Below are 21,046 nucleotides of genomic sequence, written 5' to 3' on the forward strand. Positions count from 1 at the left end.
TCAATTACGCCGATCTGCGCTCATCCCACACCGCCGCGTCGAGCGGCAGGTCGCCGAGCGACGGCGCACGATCGCTGTCCGGCGAGACGAAGTCGGGAATGAGCGGGACACAAAGTGCGGGATACGCTTCGCCATTGGCCATCGTCACGCGCCGCGAAAACAGGCCGCGGCTCGCGAAATGCGCGTCGGACACGGCTTCCTGAAGATCGGCGACCACCTCGACGCAACAGTCATCGCCGCTGAAAATCCGTTTCCAATGATCCGACGGCTGCGCGGCGATACGCTGCGCAATGGCCTCGCGCACGGTCTTTCCGTCTGCGTCGTCCTTCCGCAATGCCTCGGGCAAATCGATCGCATCGCAGAAGTTCTGCCAGAACTTCGCTTCGATAGGCGCGATGGCCAGGTATTTGCCGTCGGCAGTGCGATGCAGGCCATAACGGGGCGTACCGCCGGTATGGCTGCTCGTGCCGGGAAGCGGAGCCTTGCCGTCATGAGCGAGGACGGCGAGCTGCCGCGAAATCCACGGAAAGACCTGCTCGGCCATCGCGACATCGAGATATTGGCCCTTGCCGGTTTTTTCCCGCTGCGCGAGCGCAAGGAGAATATTGATCACCGCGGGATAGGTGCCGCCGCCGATATCGGCGATCAGTGCCGGCGGCAGAACCGGCTCGCCATTCGGTCCGCCGCCGAGCGACAACACGCCGTTGCGCGCGAGATAGGTCAGGTCGTGTCCGGCGCGCTGGGCAGCCGGCCCGTTCTGGCCATATCCGGTGATCGAGCAATAGACCAGGCCCGGATTGAGGGCAGCCAGCGCGTCATAGCCCAGACCGAGCCGCGCCATCACGCCGGGCCGGAACTGCTCGATGAGCACATCGGCCTTGCCGGCCAGCGCCAGCACGACGGCGAGATCCGCGTCGTTCTTCAGATCGACCGCGATACTGCGTTTGCCCTTGTTCAGCATCGCGAATTGCAGGCTTTCGCCGTCGACCTGAGGCTTGTTGAATCGCCCCGGATCGCCGCCGTCACGCCGCTCCACCTTGATGACGTCGGCGCCGGCTTCCGTCAATATCAGCGATGCGAGCGGGCCTGGGAGCGTCGTAGAAAAATCGAGGACCTTCAGGCCCTGGAGAGGTCTTGTCATGATTCGCTCCCGTCAGCGCCAAATGTCGTCGACACTGTCGTAGCTGTCGAGCCGCAAATCCTGCTTCTGCTTCTTCAATGCGAGCTTCGAGACCTTGTTGGAAGCGGTGCGCTCGAAGGTATCGACGTATTCGATGTAGCGTGGCAGCTTGAACGGCGCCAGAAGGCCACGAGCATGTTCGAGCAGCCGCGCTGGCGGCACGCTCTTTCTCGTCTCGCCCGGCGCGAGCTGCACGTAAATCTTCACCTCTTCGTCGCGATACTCGTCCGGCACCGCGATGGCCGCCACCTCCAGCACGCTGGGGAAAGAACGTATCGCACCTTCGACCTCGATAGCCGAAATGTTTTCCTTGCTGCGGCGGATGATGTCCTTGATCCGACTTTGCCAGTAATAGAACCCCTGCGAATCCTGCACGAACAGATCACCGGTTCGATACCAGCCGCCATGGAATGTCGAGGCCGTCGCTTCATCGTTACGGTAATAGCCGAGCGCGATACCCGGCCCGGCAGTCCAGAGTTCGCCCGTCTCGCCCTGGCGCACGTCCTTGCCGTCCGCATCGACGATGCGGCAGGTGCGGAACGCATCCGGCAGGCCGCAGGAACCCGAGCCGACCATGCTTTTCACCAGCGTCGGCATCACGATGGCCGAGCCGATTTCCGTTGCGCCGTAGATTTCGCGCACCGGCGCACCAAGACGCGCCTCTAGCGGCGCCTGCATATCCTTTGGCAATCCTGAAGAAGTAACCCAACTTAAATTGAGCTGCGCGTAGCGCGGATCATCGGGCAGTTTGGCGATCTGGCTGGAGACGGCGCAAAGCTGAATGTCGTAGGCCAACAGCCGATCCAGATAGCGGCTGAGCGTCGGCTTCTGGGCAACGCACAGCGTTGCGCCGATATACATCGCCATCGCGACGCGCCATTGTCCGCCCATGTAATAGAGCGGGGAATCGATGAGAATATTGCGCGGCGCCGGCCCTTGTCGGGATCGCACCCAGCCCGAGACCACGTGCCAATCGTGCGGCAACATGGCCGGCTTCGGCATCCCCATCGAGCCGGACGTGTAGAGAATGCTGGCGAGCGCGCGGTTATCCACGTCGACGGCGGGAACCGCACCGGATGCGTCACGCAACAGATCATCCCAGTTCGCGAATCCCGGCAACGCGCCGCCGTGCACGACGATCCGCTCGCGCTCGACCGGAAAAGCCTGCCCGTCGTCGAGTTCAAGCAGTCCACGGTAGCTGATGTCGAGAATCAGCACTTCGGCGTCGGCCATGCTCAACGTGTAGCTGACCTCGCTCGGCACCAGGTTCACGTTGACGCCGAGCACCACCGCTCCGATCTTGTGCAGCGCGATCCATGCCGCGCCGATCGCCGGCACGTTCGGAAGCGCCAGCGCGACGTGCGTGCCCGTGCCGATGCCGAACCGGCGAAAAGCCGCGGCGCAACGCTCGACCAGCGCGCCAAAATCACGATAGGTCAGCTCCAGCCCGTCGCCGTCGACCGCTCGCCAAAACACCCGATCCGCGTAGCGGATGACCGCTTCGTCGAACAGCGCTGCAAGGCTTCTCGGCAACGCGCGCGCTTCTGTCTCGGCGCGTCGTTGCCATGCGTGTTCCAGTTCCGTATTCATTTCGCCTTCTCTGGTTATGCGCGTGAACCGGCCGATCGCAGGCAAGACGCTACCCTGCGGCGCGAAGCCGCAACAAGCATCAAGCAGGCGATCGACGGAACAGGCGCGAAAAGAGCTCGTTCTTCCGTGGCGCTAACCGCCACCTAGCCGCGCCGTTATACCAGCGCTCGTGGACAGCAATTCCGGCACGATGCCGTTCATTTTCTCGACGGTCCAACGCCGCGCGGGGCCGGCGATGCTGATCACGCCGATCGGATGCCGCGAACCGTCGAAGATCGGGACAGACAATGCCGTCGTATCCGGCACCACTTCACCGAAGCTCATCGCATAGCCTTTTTGCCGGATGACCGTCAGTTCGTCTTCAACCTTGCGCCGCGCATCTTCCGAAAGCTCGGCCTGCTCGAACACAAAATCCATACGCGTATCCTCGAACCACGCGAGCGCCGCTTTTCCGGGCGCACCGTGGAGCATCGGCATCGTCCGACCGACGCCGATGTTGTAGCGCAGGCGCTGGTCGGATTCCGCCTCCGCGATGCACAGAAGATCTTTCGCGCCGATGCCGAACAGGCTGACCGTCTCGCCGCAGCGGTCGTTCAGCTTGAACAGCGGCAACCTGGCCAGTTCAACGAGATTGTTGCCGAGCAGCATGCCCGCGGCCATCAACACGATCTCGGATCCCAGACCGTATTCTTTTGTCTCCTCGTTGAAAGACACGAAACCGCGCCGCGCCAACGACTTGACGAGCCGGTGGGCGGTCGGAACGGTCAAGTCTGTTTCCTTCGCGATATCGGCCAGCATGATCCGTCGCTTGCGACCGACGAGATTCAGAATGTCAAAAGCCCGATCAACCGCCTGCGTCCCATTAGAACTCATCGCGGTGCTCCTCCGTTACGTACCAACTTTTTTTCGAAAATCACAAACCACCATTTCCCTGGTCAGAAAAATACGCCCGGCATCAGCGCTCTCATTCGCCGAAATCGCCCATTCAGCCGGTGTTTCCGGGCACCCGAATCATTGCATACACCGGCGTCGTCAACTCTTTGCACCGATTTCCGCCCAGCGCAGACGCGATTGCAAAAGCCATCGCAGTACCCGGTCGCTGAGCGTGCCGAGAATCCCGAGCGTGAACATGCAGGCAATCACGTAATCCAGCCGGAACGCGCTGTATGAATCGATCAGCACGTAGCCGATCCCCGAACGGGCGCCGAGCATCTCGGCCACCACGACCGTCGTCCAGGCGAGCGCCAATGCAACGCGCAACCCGGCCGCGATGCTCGGCATGGCCGCCGGCAGCGTCACGGACAGCAGAATACGCCTACGACTCGCCCCCAGCATTTCGGCCGCGCGGATCAACCCTCCGTCGGCATAAGACGCGCCGACCATACTGCTGATATAGACGGGGAAAAAAGTGGCAAGCGCCGTCAGGAAATAGGCGGGCTTGTTACCAATGCCGAGCAGGATCAGCGCAAGTGGAATCCACGCTGTGATGGACACGGGGCGAATCGCATTGATGGTCGGATGGAGCGCATAGCGCACCTTCGGATAGAACCCGACCATCAGTCCCAACGCGATGCCCACGACCGCCCCTATCACATAGCCGATCATGATGCGCTGGAAACTCGCGCCGACGCTCGACAGCCACTTGCCCGAGTAGGGACTCGTGCCGAGGCTGCCCGAAATGAAATCCCAGAATGCGTCGATCGACGTCGTGAAAGACGGAAACAGGCCATGGGCGAGCAGGTTTTTCTGGCCGACGTATTGCCACACGGCGATGACGACGATCGGGAAAGCGAAAGCAAGCGCGGTTCGCTGCCATCCGGTCAGTGCTCCACCCGCTCGCGTCGTCCTGGCAGTACCCATCATCACTTCCCTCCTTTGCCGAGTTGCTCCGCCGACAGGCCCGTCGCCTTCTCCAGATAGCTGTAATCGATGAGCTTGACGAGATCCTTGCCGGTATCGGCCGGGATGACTTTATAGGTGGCGAGATTCCTGGCCACGCGAACCATTGCGCCGTCATTCATGTCCCACTGGATCGGCAGCGTCCTGACCGCATCGAGCATCAGACTGCGATCGCCGGACGCACCCTTGAGATAGGTATCCACCCACAACGGACGATCCTTGTCGAATGCCCTCCAGTTGGCGACGTAAGCGTTGATCGCGGCTTGCGCGCCGGCCGGATCGCGCTTGAGGAAGCTCTCGTTGGCGATGATCACCGTCGGCACGCCCGCTTCGCGCATCAGCGTCGCGTTGATCTTGTCGGCCAGCACGCCGCCCATCTGGACCGCCTTGGTCGCGTACGGCGCATAGGTGACGATCGCATCGAGGTCGCCGCGCTGCAATGCGAGAATCTGGTCCGTCGGTGAGCTGAGCGTCGTCAGTTTCACATCGTTATGCAGATCGATCCCCACGGAGCCCAGTGCGATCTCGAACTTGAAGAACTCGTTGGAGCCGCGCACCAGACCGACGCGCTTGCCGCGCATGTCCTGCAGCGTCTTGATGCCGGAATCCGGCCTGAGCACGACCGCCGTCGTGCCGTCGCCGACACCGGCGATCATGCGGATCGGCAGCGATTTGGTGGTCGCGAAAGCGGACGCGACGAGATTGAATGCCGTCGGCCCGATGTCGATCTGGCCGGTCTGCACCGCGAGAAGCACGTCGCCGGACGACTTGAAGCTGCTGATGTCGAAGTTCACCTTGGTGTCGCCGACCGTCGCGCTGTCCGGCAGGCCCATCCACGCGGCCCAGGTCAGCGCCGGAACCTCGGCGACTTTCACCGTCGTTTCCTTGCCTTGTGCGTGGGCTTGCATCGGCACGAGCACGGCCAGGACCATCGCGATGAATGTGGACGCAATTTTCATTTGATTGTCCTCAATGTTCGGTTTTGTCCGCACGCTCGGCTTCCACGTGCAGGATGTCGAAAAGCTTCTGCTTGGCTTGCTGAAACTCGATGGTCCCCGTCAGCGAGTAGTCGCGCGGGCGTGGAAAGCCGACGACATGCTCGAACTTTACTTTGCCCGGCGACGCGCTCATCACGATCACGCGGTCGCCGAGCAACAGCGCCTCGTCCAGGTCGTGTGTGATGAACAGCACCGTCTTCTTGTCGCGCTCCCACAGCTCGAGGAGCAGTTCCTGCATGATGATCCGCGTCTGCGCGTCGAGCGCGCCGAACGGCTCGTCCATCAGCAGCATCCCCGGATCGTTGAGCAGCGTGCGCGCAAGACCCAGGCGTTGGCGCATCCCGCCGGACAGCTCGCGCGGCAGATGCTTCTCATGTCCGGCGAGCCCCACGCGCCGGATGATGTCCGCGGCTCTGCGCTTCATGTCTTTGTCCACCCGCTGACCACGGAAGCGCGGCCCCGCCATCACGTTTTCCTCGACCGTCATCCACGGAAACACGTTGGCGTCCTGGAACACCACGCCACGCTCCGGCCCCGGCGCGTCCACCGGCCGGCCGCCGACGGTCACGCTGCCGGCCGTCGGATGAATGAATCCAGCGAGCGCATTCAGCACGGTGGACTTGCCGCATCCGCTCGGCCCCAGCAAACACAGAAACTCCTGATCGGCGATCTCCAGGTCGAAGTCGCCGATCGCCTGTTTGGATTTTCCGTTCGAACCGAAATCGACGGTCAACCCCTCTATCACGATAGTCGGCATATCACAGTCCTCTCTTCTTCATCCGGTCTCCTCAGTCGGTACTCGATCGCCTTGCCGCGCTGATCGCGAATGGGGCCGATCCGCCGCATTGGTCTTCATATTATGGATTCATCTTCCACATTGTCAATCTTGTCAATATTATTTGATGACCTTGGCGCGCTGGCGGCAAACATGGTCGGCCGTCGAGATACATTCATATTGTGGATTGACATTCCACATTGTCAACGTTAGTCTACCGCCAATCGATGTGTTCTATGGCGAAATTCAATGAATTCAGTGGCTCTGTTCGGGGTGGGAGGAGTAGGAAGTCTGGTAGCGGGAGGTCTCGCGGCAATGCCGGCAATCAGCGATCTGTGGCTGATTGCGAGCAGCGCGCAGCGGCTCGACGATGCGGCGATGGACGTGCGGATCGCGGCGGAAAGCGCGGGCAACGCCCGCATCCGCATCCATACGGTCGCGCTCGACCTTTTCGACGAAGCCCGGACTGCCGACGCGCTCGCCCGCTCCGAAGCCGATGTCATCATCAATACGGCGACCATGCGGTCCTGGTTCGCGTTGGCCACGGCGCTGCCCGCGCGGACCTGGCGGGACATATACGGCGTCAGCCGCTTCGGACCCTGGCTGCCGATCAACCTGGCGCCGGCGCTGGCCATCATGCGCGCGAGCCGCGCGGCGCGGCCCGACGCCGCCGTCATCAACGTTGCGTTTCCGGACGGCGTGAACCCTATTCTCGCGAAGGTCGGGCTGGCGCCGACGATAGGCGCCGGCAATTCGGAGATCATCGCGTCCGTGCTGCGAATCGCCGCGGCGGAAATGCTGCGCACGCATGTCGAGGACATCGAGATCTCGCTGATCGGCCATCACTTCCACCTCGCGAATCTCGACTATGACAACGCGTGGGAAGAGCGTGCGTTCTGGTACCGGGTCCGGCATCGTGGCGACGATGTGACCGAAACGCTGAATGCGCGCGGCTTCAGGCAGGTCGCGCGGCGGCTGTGCCCGCACAGGAGTTCCGTCCCGGCCGCCGTGTCGGCGGTCCGCAACACCCGCCGGCTGCTTGGCGAAGACATTGGACGAACCGTGCATTGTTCCGCCCCGCACGGCCTGCCGGGTGGCTTCGACGTCAGGTTCGAAGGCGGACGCCCGAGCATCGCGCTGGCGGACGGCATCACGATCGACGGAGCACGCGCGGTACTTCACGCAGCGATGCAAGGAGACGGAATCGACGCGATCCTCGACGACGGCTCCGTGCGCATGGGCACGAGCGAGTCCGACGTCATGCGCCAGCGGCTCGGATATGACTGCCCGGTTCTGCGATTGAACGAAACGCTCGATCGTGGACGCGAACTGCTCGCCCGCTTCGACGATTTTGCCGCCACATGCTGTTCGTGACGGGACAACAATCGACGAAGCGCTGGCCGACTCGCGCTCGCATGGCCCGATCGCATCGCGAGCGGATATTCAAACCACTGTCTCGAATCATTGCCGCCCCGAGGTCGTGATGCTTAACGGAAAGTCATCGTTTTTCCTCCACAACGCCGGCTCGGTGGCGGCAACGCGCAGCCCGCTGAACGGCGATGCCGCGGCGGACATCTGCATCGTCGGCGCGGGATTCACGGGGCTCTGGGCGGCCTGGTGGCTAACACAGACGCTGCCGGATCGCTCCATCCGTATCGTCGAAGCGGAGCGCGTCGGCTTCGGGGCGTCGGGCCGCAATCTCGGATGGATTTCCGGCAAGCCCGTCGGACACCGGGACAGGCTGGCGGAGGGGCCGCAACGGATGGCGGGCGTGATCGACCTGCGTCGCGCGTGTATCGACGCGGTCACCGCTATCCCGTCACTGATGCGCGAACACGGCATCGACATCGAGGCGCGCCACGCAGGCTACCTGCAATTCGCCCGCACTCAGGCAGGGCTCGCGCGCGTGCGCGCCACCGTCGCCGAGCGCGCGTCATGGGGCCTCGACGAGTCGGACCTGCGCTATCTGTCCCAGGATGAAGTATGGGAGCACATCCGCATCGAAGGCGTGCTCGGCGGACTCTACAGCCCGCATTGCACCTGCATCCAGCCGGCCAAACTCGCGATCGGCCTCGCGCAACTGCTGGAAACGCGCGGCGTCGTCATTCACGAGCGCGCGCGCGTGCTCGGCATCGAGCCGGGGCTCGTGCGTACCGGCGAAGGCACCGTCCGGGCTCCCGTCATTCTGCGTGCGACGGAAGCCTACAGCCCGGCTCTGCCGGGCCTCCGCCGCGCCATCGTTCCGATGCGCTCGTCGGTGATCGTCACCGAACCGCTATCGCAGCGCGAATGGGACACGATCGGCTGGCAGCACGGCGAAGGCCTGTACGGCGCCGAGCATGCGCCGTATTTCGCGTCCCGCACGCAAGACGGGCGCATCGTCCTCGCCGGCCGGGGCTTCCCCTATCGCTACGGATCGTGTTTCGACGACGACGGCAGGCTGGAAGGCGGCACGATCCGTCAGCTCGAGGAAGGGCTCGCGACGCTTTTTCCGGGCGCGCGGCCGGTCATCGCCCATGCGTGGTGCGGCATGTTCGGCACGCCGCGCGACTGGGCGCCCTCCGTTTCCCTCGACCGCGCGACGGGCCTGGGCAGCGCCGGAGGCTATGCCGGGCAAGGGCTCGCCGCCTCGTATGTGATGGGCCGTACCTTTGCGGATCTCGTCGCCGGACGGCAGACGCGCTGGACACGACTGCCGTGGACCAACCGCCGTTCGCCGGACTGGGAAGCGGAGCCGCTGCGCTGGCTCGGCGCCCGCACGACCTATCACCTGTTTCGTTTTGCCGACGCCGTCGAGCGGCGCTCGAACTCCGCCGCGACCTCCCGCCTCGCCTGCCTCGCGCGCCAAATCAGCGGCCGCCCCTGACAGGGCCGCCATTCCCATCCACCGGGCCCTCATCCGCAAGCATCCAGCTACCCACCCGAAAAGGTAAAACACCATGATTGAAAAGGAAATCCGCGACAACATCCTCGTCATCCGGCTGAACCGGCCTGAAAAGCTCAACGCGTGGGACACGCCGGCTCGCGAAGCATTCCGGAGCGCGCTGGAGGAAGCCGACGCAAACGATGACGTCAAGGCGGTGATCGTGACCGGAACCGGCGAGCGAGCCTTCTGCGCCGGCGCCGACCTGAAGGAATCCGGCATCGGCGTGCCGTCCGACGCCCGCCAGCGCATGGACCGGTTCCTCAATCTCTACACGGCCGTCCTCTCCTTTCGCAAGCCGCTCATCGCCGCCCTCAACGGCCTCGCCGTCGGCTCCGCCTTCCAGGTCGTGCTGCTGATGGATTACCGCGTCGGGCATCCGGGCGTGCAAGTGGGCCTGACGGAAATCAACTCCGGCATCCCGACCATTTCCGGCGCGACGATCCTGAATTGGGCCGTCGGCCTGAATCGCACCCGCGAACTTTCCGTCTCCGGCCGCATGGTTGCCGGCGACGAAGCCCATGCGCTCGGCCTGATCGAGGAGCTGACGGATGCGGACAAGGTGATGGAGCGGGCGTTCGATGCCGCCCGCCGCCTCTGCGCGAAGAAGCCGCATGCCTATGCCGAAACGAAAGCCTGGCTGCGCGACCTTCGGCTTCCCGAACTCAGCGCATCGTTCGAACGCGCATTCGAGATTCGCCAGCGCAAGGATGTCGCGTCATCGATCCAGTCCGGCGTCGCGGGCTTCGTCGCGAAGAACTGATCACAGACCGGCCGACTCATGCCGCGCGCCGCCTGCCGGCGACGCGCTCTCTCCAGCGACAACACCATGTTCATTTCGGCAACCAGACTCGACAACGTTCCCGTCTCGGCGTCAGCCGCCTTGACCGCGATGGCGCGCGACATCCGCCAGCAAGGCGCAAACGTGATCCCGCTTTCGCTCGGCGAGCCGGATTTCGACACGCCCGCCCATGTCGTCGAAGCGGCGCACGCGGCGGCGCTTCGCGGCGACACCCGCTATCCGCCTCAACCGGGAACGCCGGAACTGAAGGCGGCCATCCGCCGCAAGTTCCAGCGCGACAACCAGCTCGATTACGCGCTCGACGAGATCATGGTCGCCAACGGCGGCACCCAGATCGTCTTCGACGCGTTCATGGCGTCCATCGATCCGGGCGACGAGGTGATCGTGCCCGCTCCGTACTGGATCAGCTACACCAACATCGTTCGTTTCGCGGGCGGCACGCCGGTCGCGGTCGACTGCCCGGAATCGAACGGCTTCAAGCTGCGGCTCGACGATCTCGAAGCCGCGATCACGCCGCGCACCAAATGGCTGGTGCTCAATTTCCCGAACAATCCGACCGGCGCGGTCTGCTCGCGGGACGAGATGAAGGGCATCGCCGAACTGTTGCTGCGCCACCCTCACGTGCTCGTGCTGACCGACGACATGTACGAGCACATCATTTACGACGGCGCGAAGTTCTGCACGCTCGTCGAGGTCGAGCCCGCGTTGTGCGAACGGGTGCTGACCGTGAACGGCGTGTCGAAAACCTACGCGATGACCGGCTGGCGCGTCGGCTTCTGCGCGGGCCCGAAGCCGCTGCTGCAGGCGATGCTGAACGTGCAGGGCCAGGCGACGAACGGCATCTGCACGGTCGCGCAAGCCGCCGCCGTCGCCGCGCTCGACGGCCCGCAGGACCTGCTGCGCGAGCGCTGCGAGTCGTATCGCGTGCGCCGCGATCTCGTGATGAACCTGCTCGCCGACGCGCCGGGCCTGCGCTACCGGAAGCCGGGCGGCGCGTTTTACATCTTCCCGTCGATGGCCGCGCATATCGGCAAGCGAACGAAGGGCGGCACGCTGATTCGCGACGACAAGGACTTCGTGCTGGCGCTGCTGCAAGAAAAGCACGTCGCCACGGTCTACGGCGCGGCCTACGGGATGGGCGGCTATTTCCGCATTTCCTATGCGGCCGACGTCGCGCTGCTGACCGAAGCCTGCCGGCGCATCGTCGAATTCTGCGGCGAACTGCGGTAGCGCAATGGGAAAGCCATGATTGCTCTGGAAGAAATCAAGCATCTGATCGACCTCGTCACCCAGCACCGCGTGTCGGCGCTGGACGTGACGAAGGGGGACCTGCGCATTCGCATCGAGGCTGCACCCGCTCCCGCTCGCGCCGACGCGGCGCGTCCTGGCGCCGCGGCCGTCGGGCATGCCGAACGCCCCGACAGCACCGACGCCGAACGGGCTCCGGCGACGGAGGCGGCGGCCGGGTCCGGCGTCGCGCCCGAGCCGATGGTCATTCGCGCGCCGACGGACGGCATCGTCCATCTGGCGCCTACGCCCGGCGCGGCGCCGTTCGTCCGCGTCGGGCAGGCCGTGCAGCCCGACGACACCGTGTGCGTCATCGAGGTGATGAAGATGTTCCATCCGGTTCCCGCGACCGTCGGCGCAACGATCAGAACGATTCGGGTCGAGGACGGCCAGTCGATCGGCTTCGACGAGGTGCTCTTTGTCCTCTCCTGACCTTCTCTCCGCGCCGCAACCGGCTCCGCTCACCATCGCCGCCTTCGGCGAAGCGGCGCTCACGATGGAAGCGCCGGGCGACATCGATCTGCGCACGCAACAGCGAATCTGGGCGCTCGCCATGCAAGCCGAACGTTGGGACGGCGTTCTGGAAACCGGCCTCGGGATGGCCAACCTGCTGGTCATCTTCGATCCGGACCGGCGCGAGCCGGACGAGTTGTCGAACGCGTTGCAGGCGGCCTGGCGCTCGCTCGAGCCGCTGGCGCTCGCGGGGCGGGTCTGGGAGTTCCCGGTCGTCTACGGCGGCGAGCGCGGACGGGATCTCGCGATCGTCGCCGCGCATGCCGGTGTCGGACTGGAGGATGCCGCGCGCCTGCATGCGGCGCGGGATTACGTGATCTTCGCGCCGTCGGTGACGCCCGGCTTCGGCTACCTGTACGGCGTCGATCCCGCACTCGTGCTGCCGCGCAAGAAGACGCCGATCATGCTCAAGGAGCCCGGCACGATCAGCATCGGCGGCGTGCAGGCGACGATCGGCATGACGCCGGGACCGAGCGGCTGGTATGCGCTCGGTTATACGACGCGCTTTCACCATCCGTTCGATCCGTTTCGCGATCCACCGCTCGAAGTCGCCGTCGGCGACCGCATCCGTTTCGTCATCGAGGATGTCCTGCCATGCTAGAGGTGCTTTCTACCCCACCGCTGAATTCCGTTCAAGATCTCGCCCGCCCCGGGTATCGGGGTATCGGCCTGTGCCAGGGTGGCGCGATGGACGACCTCGCGCTGAGTCTCGCCAACGTCATGGTCGGCAACGCCGCCGGCGCCGCCGGCCTGGAGATCCAGACGTTTCCCGTGCGCTTGCGCGCGCAAGCGGAGCTTCGGGTCGCCGTGACCGGCGCGGCCTGCACGCTGAGGCACCGCGGCCACGTGCTGCCGCCGTGCTGGTCGATCCGCCTGCGCAGCGGCGAAGAGCTGACGATCGAGCGTCCGACGTCCGGCGCGCGCGCTTATCTCGCCGTCGCCGGCGGCATCGACGTCGAAACGGTGATGGGCTCCCGCTCCACCGATTTCAAGCACGGCTTCGGCGGTTTTCACGGACGCGCTCTGCGCGCGGGTGACCTTCTGCCGGTCGGCACGGCCACCGATGCGCGACGCGCCGACGATTTCGGCATCGTGCCGCCGGCCGTCGCGCTTGCGTTCACGGACGCAACCGATACCGACGGCCTGCCGGTGCGCGTCATCGCGGGCCCGGAGCACGACGAATTCGATCAGGCCTCGCAGCATGCGTTGTGGACGAGCGGCTGGACCGTCACAAGGATGAGCGACCGCATGGGCAGCCGCCTGAGCGGTGCCACGCTGATGCTGGCCGAACCGCGCGAGATGCGCTCGGTCGGCATCATCCCCGGCGTGATTCAGGTGCCCCCGTCCGGCGATCCGCTGATCCAGCTGCGGGATTCCAATGCCGCCGGCGGCTATCCCCGCATCGGCGTCGTCATTCGCGCCGATCTTTGGCGCATCGCTCAGGCCCGCCCCGGCGCCACGTTGCGCTTTCACCGGGTCACGCGGCAGCAGGCCGTCATGGCCAATCACCATAATCGGGACTTCATCGAACGGGTCGGACGCGATGCCGCGCGCTACGCCGACATGAACTCTCCCGAAACGGCAAAAGGCTAGACCCCATGCTGACAACTTCACAGATCGCGCAGCTTGCCGCCCATGCCCGAGCGAGCCGTGTGTCCCGCCTGCTGATCGAGGCACCCGGCTGCCGTGTCCATCTGGAGTTTCATGTCGATGCGGAACCGGAACCGCGCGCCGCCGCGCCGACGTTGCCGGCGGCGGCAGCAGCGACAAAAGCGGCTCCGGTCCGCACCGCCGGCTTCGGCGTGTTTCTTCCCGCGCATCCGCTCGCCGCCGCACCGTTCACGGAACCGGGCAATGCCGTGCGCGACGGCGACGTCGTCGGGCTGCTGCGCAGCGGGCTGATCTATCGCGCGGTCCGCGCGCCATGCGCGGGCACGCTGGATGCCGTGCTCGTCGAGGCCGGCGCGCTGACGGGCCACGGCCAGGAAGTGCTGCGCCTGAGAGCCCCGGAAGACGCCCATGACTGACATCCGTCTCGATCTCAATACCGACATGGGCGAAGGCTACGGGCCATGGCAGCTCGGCGACGACCTGTCATTGCTGCCGGTCCTGTCGTCGGTCAACGTCGCGTGCGGCTACCACGCCGGCGATGCGGAAATCATGGCGCGTACCGTGAGCGCCGCGAACGCGGCCGGCGTCGATATCGGCGCGCATATCGGCCTGCCCGACCGCATCGGCTTCGGGCGGCGACGCATCGCGCTCGACGGCGAGCGTTTCGCGAGCCATGTCCTCTATCAATTCGGCGCATTGCATGCGCTCGCGGCGGCCGCGGGCAGCCGGGTCACTCATGCGAGCTTCCACGGCGCGCTCGGCGACATGGCCTGCGAGGACGAAACGCTGGCGATGTCGCTGATCGGCGCGATTGCCGCCTTCGATCGCCGGGTCATCATCTCCACGTCGCCGGGAACGATGATCATGCGCGCAGCGCACCGGCACGGGCTCGAAAGCATCGGCATCTTCTCGGCGGACCGCGGCTACGCGGCCGACGGCCGACTGGTTTCGCGCCGGCAACCCGGCGCCGTGCTGCGCAATCCCGACGATGTCGCGAGGCGCATACGCCGCTTCATCGCGGACGGCGTGGTGGACACCGTGGACGGCCGCGCCGTCGCGATGCCGGCGCAAACGGTGATGATCCACGGCGATACACCGAACGCCGTCGATATCGCGCGCGCCATCCGCGACGCGGTGCAAGCCGCCGGAGGCAGCATCGTTCCGATCAGCCGCCTGAATGCGGGTACGCCAGGGGGACCGCCTCATGTTTGAAACCGTATTGATCGCCAATCGCGGTGAAATCGCGCTGCGTATTCAGCGCGCGTGCCGCCTGCTCGGCTTGCGTACCGTCGCCGTGTATTCGGAGGCCGATCGGGACAGCGCCCACGTGCGCATGGCGGACGTCGCGGTCTGCATCGGACCCGCACCGGCCGCGCAAAGCTATCTGAACCAGGCGGCCCTTCTCTTCTCGGCCGAGGAAACCGGGGCGGACGCGATTCATCCCGGCTACGGCTTCCTGTCGGAAAACGCCGGCTTCGCCGAGAAAGTCGAAGCCGACGGCCGCGTGTTCATCGGTCCGAACGCCGACACGATCCGCCGCATGGGCGACAAGATCGCCGCCAAGCAGGCGATGCAGGCCGCCGGCGTCCCATGCGTGCCAGGCCCCAGCGAGCCGATCACGTCCGATGCGCAAGAAGCGCATGCGCTCGCCGCGGCCCTCGGCTATCCGGTCATGGTCAAGGCGGCGGGCGGCGGGGGCGGACGCGGCATGCGGGTAGTGAAGGACGCCGGCGAACTCGACGCGGCCATCGCCATCACCGCCGAGGAGGCCCGCAACGCATTCGGCAATCCCACGCTCTACATCGAGAAATTCCTCGATCACCCCCGGCATGTCGAGATCCAGGTGCTGTGCGACCAGCATGGCAACGCGATCCATCTCGGCGACCGCGACTGCTCGCTCCAGCGCCGCCATCAGAAAGTGCTCGAAGAAGCGCCAGCTCCCGGCGTTCCGCGCGATGCAATCGGGAAGCTCGGCCTTCGCTGCGTCGAAGCGTGCCGGCAGATCGGCTATCGGGGCCTGGGCACTTTCGAGTTCCTGTATCAGGACGGCACGTTCGCCTTCATCGAGATGAACACGCGCGTTCAGGTCGAGCATCCGGTCACGGAGATGGTGACGGGCATCGACCTCGTACGCGCGCAGATCATGGTGGCGATGGGACACGCACTGCCGTGGCGACAGTCGGACATCGTGCTGCGCGGCCACGCGATCGAATGCCGCATCAATGCCGAGGACCCGTCGACCTTCATTCCGTCCCCCGGCACCGTGACGCGCTTCGATCTGCCCGGCGGACCGGGAATCCGGGTGGATAGCCATATCCGGGCCGGCGTCGCCATCCCTTCGTCCTACGATGCGATGATCGCCAAGCTGATCGCTCACGGAACCGATCGCGACGAAGCGCTTCGCCGGATGGAGATCGCGCTGTCCGAAACGGTCATCGAAGGCATCAAGACCAACAAGGATTTTCATCGGATGATTCTGACGGACGACCACGTGCGAAGTGGCGGGCCGACGATTCATCACCTGGAAAATCTGCTCAAGCGAACAGAGATGTCGCTGTCACCGAAAGGAACGCCAAATGGATGAAACCGCCGCCCGATCCGCTTTCGAAACGGCATTGCAAACGTATGAGCCGGGCTTCGGCACGTTTTTTCTGACACGTCTGCTCGACCTCGACATCGCCTATCCGGAGGATGGCGCCGTCGTGCGTTTCCCCGTTCGGGACTTTCTGTTCAATCCGGCCGGCACGCTGCATGGCGGGATCATCGCGACGGTCATGGACGTGTCGATGGGGCATCTGGTGAACCATGCCTACGGCGCAGGCGCACCGACACTGGAAATGAAAGTCCAGTATCTGCGCCCGCTCAGCCGGGGCAACGCCCGTTGCCAGGCGCGCTTCCTGCAGCGCGGGCGCAGCATCGCATTTCTGGAATCGCGCCTTTATGACGACGCGGGAAAGCTGGTCGCCGTCGCGACCTCGACCTGGAAAGCGCCGTCGTCCGACGGGGACGCCTATCCAAACGTCCCTGCCGTCGTCCCGCCATCGATCACGTAAATCGCTCCAGTCGTATCGTTGCTCTCATTGCAATTGCAGCGTCGACGCATGTCGAACCACGCCGTGGTTTATTCGCCGGATTCTCCAACCGCGCCCTGATCGCTGGATGCATCGGGCTGCGGTTCCCGCACAACGGTCACCGCGCATGGGGCAAAGGCGACGACATGGCGGGCCACCGACCCGATCATCCAGCGATCCAGCAGGCCGTGGCCGCGATGACCGACAACAATGTGGTCGATGTCATTCTCGCGGGCATATCTGATGATTTCTTCCGCCGCGGCACCTACGGCAAAAGCGGTCTTTGCGTGTTCTATCCTGCCAAGGTCGAGTTCAGCAAGAACCTCCTCACAATGGATGATTTCCTGATTCACCAGGGACTCCGTATCCAGCTCCAGCCCAAGGTCGCGCTCCCCCGCGACGCATAGCACATGCAGGCGCGCACCGTACCGACCGGCCATCTCGATCGCAAAACTGGCAGCCAGACGGGCTGGTTCTGAGCCATCGTAGGCAAGTAATAGTGCACGCATGATTTTCTCTCCAGCACACGTGAAGACACTCATTCGTCTGCCCACCGGTTGCGGGCGAGGCGCTGCAATGCCGCATTGGCCGCCTGCCGGTCATACCGGTCGGGGTCGTAATCGTCGCCCACGAGAAGGCGGTATGCGTGGGCCTGATGTGAGAGCGCATCCCGGGCCGTCGCCCTTCTGAAGCTTCGATAAGCTTCAGGCCCATCGAGCGATTCGGGCGGAGACGCCCGGGCTCCTGCCAGCACGGTCGCATAGCCCGGCAGGTCGTCAGCCTGGACGGCCGACTCGACCAGGATACGATGCGACCAGTTGCTGTCAAAGTCGTAGCGATACGTGAACACCTGCTCCGCGCGCATCAGATCATTCAGCCGGTACGTGCGCTCATTCAGGATTGCGCCTTCGAGTTCGCCTTGTGCAAATGCTGCGTTGGCATAAACCAGACCGTCAATTTCGAGCCTGTACCCTCCCGTTGAACCCGCGTTCCATCGCCACAATGAGAGGGCCTGTTTTTCACCTATTTATTCGACTCACGACTGGCCGCGCAGATTGAAATTCCCTCACAGGTGGACCACCAGTTCACGCGCTCAGGAACCGCGAGACTTTGGCGTCGACGGCGACGAGGAGTGCTTGCCATGTTCCTTTGCGGGAGCCTTGTGTTTTTCCGGCTCCGGTCCACTTTCTATTCGCGTACTTCCTCCTAAAGCAGGTGGATCGCTGGCGGGAAAGGACTCGTCGATCGCTTCGTCAACCTCTTTTTCCGTGGGGTCACTCGTACGATTCTTCTGATTCCCGGAAGCGGCGGGTTTGCTAGACGTCTTCGGTACATTCTTTGTCATGGTGCGACCTCCGAATTTTTGAGCATGAAGCCGGCAGAAAAAGCGCGGCAAGTAACTCACCTCGGCCCAACGTCAAACTCAGGCCGCCGGCAGTCTACTGTCGACGCACCGAGTTTTTTTGCAAAGGTTAGGCAAAAAACAAGGAAACGACCTAACCGTGCTCAAAGCGGTTTTTCAGCAGGAAAATTGCGGCCGGATGACCTTGTCCGTGGAGGATTGAAAACCTTGTGTCATTTCCGGCAAGCATTCGAATGCCTACGGTTGTCTGTAAAGCGCCCGGTGCGCCAACGGTAGGCATCATTAGCCGGAGAGGCTGGCGATTAAGGAGAATCGCCATCTCCTGATTTCAAGGATACTGTGACTGCTTTCGTGGCGCAAGCGCGAGACACAGCGGCATTGTCACCGCATGAAGCGGTTCAATCCACCTGGACTTCCGATCCAGAATGGCCCGGTGATGACTATTTTCCAATGCTATCCGTCGCATGGAGATTATTTTCTGCTCCATCGGGTAGCGGTTCGGAGTGGAGCTGGCACCCCCACATACGAATGCTTGGGGTGCAGCGAGGCGCCGGTGCCTGATCGGGAGCAATCCGCATGGGGCGCAAGATCAATGGATCACAAGAAGGTCGGCGATTCGCATCTGGCGAGAGCCTCGAGCGACGCCGCGGATATCATGGCCTCGGCGTTGCGCGGCCGCGGACGCGCTTGCGGTCGATAGACCGGCTCCCCTCGTACGATCCATCTCCCGCTCAACACGCATCTGCCCGAACGTTTTGCGTCGGACATTTTCCATGTCTGCTCCCCGTAGCGGCCGGAGAGCGCATCGCTCCACGACAGAAGGACCGTTTTTGCGTCGACCCTGTCAATCACGCGAACGATTGGAACGCCGTCAGAGATGGCAGGCGCCTGTATCCCGTCAGGTAGCGCCATCTCCAGCACCCGGTTTTCCGTCAGGTCTTTGTCCATGATGTTTCAGCCTTCTTGAGATGAACATTTCCGGTGCCGGGCAGCACTGCCGTGAGCGGCCGCAGCAGGCCGGAATCGAGAGCGTTATCGCACTGGCCGAACATCGCGTCGCATTTCTCCCACGTACAACTGACGCGGACGACCAATCTTCTGCTCGGGATCGGCGATCATTTCGTTCCACTGCGCGATCCAGCCGACCGTGCGCGCCATCGCGAAGATGCACGTGAACATCGAGGTCGGGATGCCCAGCGCGCGCTGCACGATGCCCGAGTAGAAGTCGACGTTCGGGTACAGCTTGCGCGACACGAAGTATTCGTCTTCCAGCGCGATTTTCTCGAGCGCCATCGCCAGCTTGAACAGCGGGTCGTCGTGCAGGCCCAGCTCCTCGAGCACTTCGTGGCAGGTCTCGCGCATCAGCTTCGCGCGCGGGTCGTAGTTCTTGTAGACGCGATGGCCGAAGCCCATCAGCTTCACGCCCGAGTTCTTGTCCTTCACCTGTTTGATGAACTCGGGAATGTTGTCGACCGAGCCGATTTCTTCCAGCATATTCAGCGCGGCTTCGTTAGCGCCGCCGTGCGCAGGACCCCACAGACACGCGATACCGGCCGCGATACACGCAAACGGGTTCGCCCCCGACGAACCGGCCAGACGCACGGTCGACGTCGACGCGTTCTGCTCGTGGTCCGCGTGCAGGATCAGGATGCGGTCGAGCGCGCGCACCAGCACGTCGTTGACCTTGTACTCTTCGCACGGGTTCGAGAACATCATGTGCATGAAGTTCGCGCTGTACGACAGGTCGTTCTTCGGATAAACGAACGGCTGGCCGATGCTGTACTTGTACGCCATCGCGACCAGCGTCGGCAGCTTCGCGATCATGCGGATCGCTGCCACTTCACGGTGACGGGGATTGTTGATATCGAGCGAGTCGTGATAGAACGCGGACAAGGCGCCGACCGCGGTGACCAGAATCGCCATCGGATGCGCGTCGCGACGAAAGCCACGGAAGAAGAACTGCATCTGCTCATGGACCATCGTATGCGTCGTGACCGTATTGACGAACTCGCCTTTTTGCGCGGCACTGGGCAACTCGCCTCTCAGCAGCAAAAAACATGTTTCGAGAAAATCCGTAGTCACCGCCAGTTGTTCGATCGGATAGCCACGATAAAGTAGCTCCCCCTTGTCACCATCGATATACGTGATTGCCGAGATACACGCTGCTGTTGACATGAAGCCGGGGTCATATGTGAACAAGCCCGTCTGCGCGTAAAGCTTTCGGATATCGATTACCTCGGGCCCCGTGGTTCCACGCAATACAGGCAGTTCTATCGCCTGACCCCGTTCAGGGATTTCAAGCATTGCCGTCTGCCCTTTTTTTATATCCATAGCATTAACTCCGTACATGTGATGTTCCATCGAGGGCGCCGCAGCTCAGTCAACAGCCACGCCTCAATGTCATAGAGGTATTGATATCCTCGCCACTATCCGTCGACGGTCGTAAAGCAGCCAGGTCTGCCCGTCGTCGTAAACGACGCACTATGAAACGACCTCGTAAGAATATCGTCGCAATTGCGGCCTCAGGTGCAAAGGCGTCCGATTTCCATGCACAACGTCGTGAGCGACGCCGTATGTCCAGCTTGAAGAGCCGCGCATCGGACTTTCGGCTTCGACACACGCGCCATGGAACAAGAAACCCGGGGGATCGGATCCTGTCGTACGCGATAGCCGGCACGGCCGTGCCTGCGAAAATTGCATTTGGGATCTGTTGGTTTGAAGGACTCAAACCTGGGCATCGGAGCGCCGCGAAGTTGCCTACACTTCCCTGACCAGGAACGCGTAGGCATCATTAGCCGGCTGCTGCCGGCAGTTACTGGAGGTATGCCATCTCCGTTGAAACCAAGCTTAACCGAAATCAGTCCCGCGGTGCAACAGCCCGTCGCGCAGCGCAATAGCTGCTCCACAGCCTGCAAAGGCTCGCACTCCGGCGTAACAGAAACCGTCTACTGATAGCTTTTGCGACTTAATACGACCGGTACAACATATTGGACGCCTGACCGGATGCGGATCATGCTCCGTCATGCAATTTCCA

21 protein-coding genes and 2 riboswitches are annotated in these 21,046 nt (G+C 63.5%); of the genes, 11 read left to right on the forward strand and 10 right to left on the reverse strand.

The genetic code is table 11. From position 1 onward, the window contains the following. Window positions 1-4 precede the first annotated feature (4 nt). From QM685_RS30690 to QM685_RS30715, 6 genes are all read right to left on the reverse strand, one after another. Window positions 5-1,141: a CaiB/BaiF CoA transferase family protein gene (locus tag QM685_RS30690; RefSeq protein WP_415122548.1), complete on the reverse strand. Its 1,137-nt coding sequence runs from the start codon at window positions 1,139-1,141 to the stop codon at window positions 5-7. 12 nt (window positions 1,142-1,153) lie between these two features. After that, window positions 1,154-2,815 carry a class I adenylate-forming enzyme family protein gene (locus QM685_RS30695; RefSeq protein ID WP_415122550.1) on the reverse strand — a complete coding sequence of 554 codons (1,662 nt, stop codon included), beginning with the start codon at window positions 2,813-2,815 and terminating at the stop codon, window positions 1,154-1,156. Window positions 2,816-2,902: 87 nt separating this feature from the next. Then, complete coding sequence (locus QM685_RS30700) at window positions 2,903-3,643, reverse strand: IclR family transcriptional regulator (protein WP_415122552.1); 741 nt, start codon at window positions 3,641-3,643, stop codon at window positions 2,903-2,905. 159 nt (window positions 3,644-3,802) lie between these two features. Continuing rightward, window positions 3,803-4,633 carry an ABC transporter permease gene (locus QM685_RS30705; RefSeq protein WP_415122554.1) on the reverse strand — a complete coding sequence of 277 codons (831 nt, stop codon included), beginning with the start codon at window positions 4,631-4,633 and terminating at the stop codon, window positions 3,803-3,805. Further along, window positions 4,633-5,628: an ABC transporter substrate-binding protein gene (locus QM685_RS30710; protein ID WP_415122556.1), complete on the reverse strand. Its 996-nt coding sequence runs from the start codon at window positions 5,626-5,628 to the stop codon at window positions 4,633-4,635. The genes QM685_RS30705 and QM685_RS30710 overlap by 1 nt, the downstream gene beginning before the upstream one ends. Before the next feature lie 10 nt (window positions 5,629-5,638). After that, entirely contained in the window at window positions 5,639-6,424 is a 786-nt protein-coding gene (locus QM685_RS30715) for an ABC transporter ATP-binding protein (protein WP_415122558.1), read from the reverse strand. 267 nt (window positions 6,425-6,691) lie between these two features. Between QM685_RS30715 and QM685_RS30720 the strand changes: the two genes are divergently transcribed. The 11 genes from QM685_RS30720 to QM685_RS30770 all read left to right on the forward strand — a co-directional run bounded on the left by QM685_RS30720 (window position 6,692) and on the right by QM685_RS30770 (window position 16,631). Further along, window positions 6,692-7,816 carry a hypothetical protein gene (locus tag QM685_RS30720; RefSeq protein ID WP_415122560.1) on the forward strand — a complete coding sequence of 375 codons (1,125 nt, stop codon included), beginning with the start codon at window positions 6,692-6,694 and terminating at the stop codon, window positions 7,814-7,816. Between the two features lie 109 nt (window positions 7,817-7,925). After that, window positions 7,926-9,308 (forward strand): NAD(P)/FAD-dependent oxidoreductase, encoded by a 1,383-nt coding sequence (locus QM685_RS30725; RefSeq protein ID WP_415122562.1) that lies wholly within the window; start codon window positions 7,926-7,928, stop codon window positions 9,306-9,308. Window positions 9,309-9,381: 73 nt separating this feature from the next. Continuing rightward, window positions 9,382-10,128 (forward strand): enoyl-CoA hydratase/isomerase family protein, encoded by a 747-nt coding sequence (locus QM685_RS30730; protein ID WP_415122564.1) that lies wholly within the window; start codon window positions 9,382-9,384, stop codon window positions 10,126-10,128. A 66-nt stretch (window positions 10,129-10,194) separates the two neighbouring features. Then, on the forward strand, window positions 10,195-11,397 hold the full coding sequence (locus QM685_RS30735; RefSeq protein WP_415122566.1) for a pyridoxal phosphate-dependent aminotransferase: 1,203 nt from the start codon (window positions 10,195-10,197) through the stop codon (window positions 11,395-11,397). Between the two features lie 15 nt (window positions 11,398-11,412). Further along, window positions 11,413-11,886, forward strand: a complete 474-nt coding sequence (locus QM685_RS30740) for an acetyl-CoA carboxylase biotin carboxyl carrier protein (RefSeq protein WP_415122568.1) — start codon at window positions 11,413-11,415, stop codon at window positions 11,884-11,886. Then, window positions 11,873-12,568 carry a 5-oxoprolinase subunit B family protein gene (locus QM685_RS30745; RefSeq protein WP_415122570.1) on the forward strand — a complete coding sequence of 232 codons (696 nt, stop codon included), beginning with the start codon at window positions 11,873-11,875 and terminating at the stop codon, window positions 12,566-12,568. The genes QM685_RS30740 and QM685_RS30745 overlap by 14 nt, the downstream gene beginning before the upstream one ends. Then, a complete protein-coding gene (locus tag QM685_RS30750; protein WP_415122572.1) occupies window positions 12,562-13,560 on the forward strand; it encodes a biotin-dependent carboxyltransferase family protein in 999 nt (332 codons plus the stop codon). Before QM685_RS30745 ends, QM685_RS30750 begins: the two co-directional genes overlap by 7 nt. A gap of 5 nt (window positions 13,561-13,565) precedes the next feature. Continuing rightward, on the forward strand, window positions 13,566-13,994 hold the full coding sequence (locus QM685_RS30755) for a hypothetical protein (RefSeq protein WP_415122574.1): 429 nt from the start codon (window positions 13,566-13,568) through the stop codon (window positions 13,992-13,994). Further along, on the forward strand, window positions 13,987-14,790 hold the full coding sequence (locus QM685_RS30760; protein WP_415122575.1) for a LamB/YcsF family protein: 804 nt from the start codon (window positions 13,987-13,989) through the stop codon (window positions 14,788-14,790). The genes QM685_RS30755 and QM685_RS30760 overlap by 8 nt, the downstream gene beginning before the upstream one ends. After that, the gene (gene accC / locus QM685_RS30765) at window positions 14,783-16,162 is read left to right on the forward strand and encodes an acetyl-CoA carboxylase biotin carboxylase subunit (RefSeq protein WP_415122577.1); all 1,380 of its coding nucleotides are present in this window, start codon (window positions 14,783-14,785) and stop codon (window positions 16,160-16,162) included. The genes QM685_RS30760 and accC overlap by 8 nt, the downstream gene beginning before the upstream one ends. Beyond that, window positions 16,155-16,631 carry a PaaI family thioesterase gene (locus QM685_RS30770; RefSeq protein ID WP_415122579.1) on the forward strand — a complete coding sequence of 159 codons (477 nt, stop codon included), beginning with the start codon at window positions 16,155-16,157 and terminating at the stop codon, window positions 16,629-16,631. Before accC ends, QM685_RS30770 begins: the two co-directional genes overlap by 8 nt. A 68-nt stretch (window positions 16,632-16,699) precedes the next feature. Here the strand turns inward: QM685_RS30770 and QM685_RS30775 are convergent, their stop codons facing one another. From QM685_RS30775 to gltA, 4 genes are all read right to left on the reverse strand, one after another. Then, window positions 16,700-17,158, reverse strand: a complete 459-nt coding sequence (locus QM685_RS30775; protein WP_415122581.1) for a universal stress protein — start codon at window positions 17,156-17,158, stop codon at window positions 16,700-16,702. A 29-nt stretch (window positions 17,159-17,187) separates the two neighbouring features. Beyond that, window positions 17,188-17,652: an IS1096 element passenger TnpR family protein gene (locus QM685_RS30780; RefSeq protein ID WP_415122583.1), complete on the reverse strand. Its 465-nt coding sequence runs from the start codon at window positions 17,650-17,652 to the stop codon at window positions 17,188-17,190. A gap of 626 nt (window positions 17,653-18,278) precedes the next feature. After that, window positions 18,279-18,344: riboswitch (Fluoride riboswitch) on the reverse strand. Between the two features lie 265 nt (window positions 18,345-18,609). Next, window positions 18,610-18,960, reverse strand: coding sequence for a DUF3331 domain-containing protein (locus QM685_RS30785; protein WP_415122585.1), 351 nt, complete (start codon window positions 18,958-18,960; stop codon window positions 18,610-18,612). A gap of 84 nt (window positions 18,961-19,044) precedes the next feature. Then, on the reverse strand, window positions 19,045-20,316 hold the full coding sequence (gene gltA, locus QM685_RS30790) for a citrate synthase (protein ID WP_415122587.1): 1,272 nt from the start codon (window positions 20,314-20,316) through the stop codon (window positions 19,045-19,047). 471 nt (window positions 20,317-20,787) lie between these two features. Further along, window positions 20,788-20,855: riboswitch (Fluoride riboswitch) on the reverse strand. Window positions 20,856-21,046 lie beyond the last annotated feature (191 nt).

Source organism: Paraburkholderia sp., assembly GCF_047605525.1.
In the GTDB taxonomy this organism is placed as follows: Bacteria; Pseudomonadota; Gammaproteobacteria; order Burkholderiales; family Burkholderiaceae; genus Paraburkholderia.